General features: G+C 77.0%; 1 protein-coding gene. It reads right to left on the bottom strand.

Annotated features, from left to right (window positions below; all coding sequences use genetic code 11):
• On the bottom strand, positions 1-1,607 hold a 1,607-nt coding region (locus G3I40_RS16465), incomplete at both ends, for a hypothetical protein (protein ID WP_164302906.1).

The following is a 1,607-nucleotide window of genomic DNA, read 5'->3' as shown; positions in this document are numbered from 1 at the left end:
CGACCGCCCCGGGGTCAGCCGGGCGCCGCAGTCGCCGAGCCGTCCGCCCTCGGCGTGCTTCTCGTGCAGCATCCCGTCCAGGCGGGGCTTCGCCCACTCCCGTACGGCGTCCACGCGGTGCTGCCCGCCGGGGACGGCGGCGGCACGGACGTAGTCGCCGCCGGCCCCCTCGCGGTACAGCGGCACGTACCCGGCCCCGGCCAGGCGCGCGCGGGTGAGGCCCGTGCGGCCGATCCACGCGGCGTGGACGTGCAGCAGTTCGGGACGGACCTCGGCCAGCACGTAGTGGCGCAGCGCGTCCTTGTCCCCGGCCGCGTACGCGTCGGCGATCCCGCGGTCGGTCAGGCCCGCGAGGTCGACGACCCGCAGCCGCGAGGTGAGCAGCGTGCCGCCGAGGTCGGGCAGCGCGACGGTGGCGTCGGGGCGCAGGCCGAGGCGGTCGGCGTACTCGTTGAACGTGCGGCCGTACCGGTCGGCGACCCAGCACATGGAGAGGGTCGGCTCGTGGCGGAACGCGACGCTGCTCACCTCCTGCGCGGCGAGGGAGAGGGTGAGCGCCGCCGCCGTCAGGCCGGTCAGCAGCAGCCGGGCCCGCATCCCGCGCCACAGCACGACGAGGGCGAGGGCGGCGACGGTGGACCCGAGCACCCACACGGGGGTGGCGAACCGGTACAGCGGCATCCAGTCCGGGGCCAGCGCGCCGTACGCGAGCAGCGTGAGGGCGAGCGGCACGCACAGCACGCCGAGCACCCGCCGGGCCGGCCCCGGCCGGGACAGGACGGCGCCGGCAGCCCCGGCACAGACCAGGACGAGGGCCCACCCCGCGTAGCCGAGCAGCTCGCCGACCTTGCTCCACTCGGGCAGTTCCGGGGGCTGTTGGGCCTTGGCGACGGCGGTGTTGGGCACCCAGAGCCCGAACACGGCGTGCCGCAGCAGCAGGAAGGCGCCGTAACCCCCGCCGAAGAGCGCACAGTTGACGAGCACGTCCCGCACGGCGCCGCGCCCGCGCAGCGCGAACGCGGTGAGCGGGAAGGCGGCCGCGAGCACCACCCCGTCCGGCCGGGTGAGCGCGGCGGCGAGGGACACCAGCGCGGCTGCCCAGGCGGCCCAGGCGGCGTCGCGGCCCCGCACGAGGACGAGGGCGAGCGCGGCGGCGAGCAGCCCGTACAGGGCGTTCTCCAGCCCGGAGAAGCTCCAGACGACGTACGAGTCGGCGGCGCCCAGCAGTCCGCCCGTGAGGAGTACGACGGCCCAGGCGCGTGCGGGCGTCACGGCCCTGGCGATGCCCGCGACGCACGCCAGCGTCCCGGCGACACAGCCGAGGGCGAGGGCCTTCGGGAACAGCGCGAGATCGCTCACCCCGAACCAGGCGCCCCGGTCGAAGAGCCCGAGCACCCGCCCGACGAGCAGCAGCGCGAGCCACGCCGGGTTCGAGTACCCCTCGACGGGCAGGGCGCCCGGCTGCTGCACCGGTCCGAGCCCCTCGCCCACGCTGCGCACGTACGCGAAGGTGACGGCGGCGTCGTCGACGATCCACTGGCCGAGCCCCGCGGCGCGCACGGCGACCAGCGCGGTCCCCGCCAGCACGGCGGCGGGCACGGCCCAGG

The sequence above is a fragment of the Streptomyces sp. SID14478 genome (assembly GCF_010548525.1).
GTDB lineage: Bacteria > Actinomycetota > Actinomycetes > Streptomycetales > Streptomycetaceae > Streptomyces.
The sequence above is the reverse complement of the archived record's forward strand: the minus strand, read 5'-3'. Positions and strand labels throughout refer to the sequence as shown.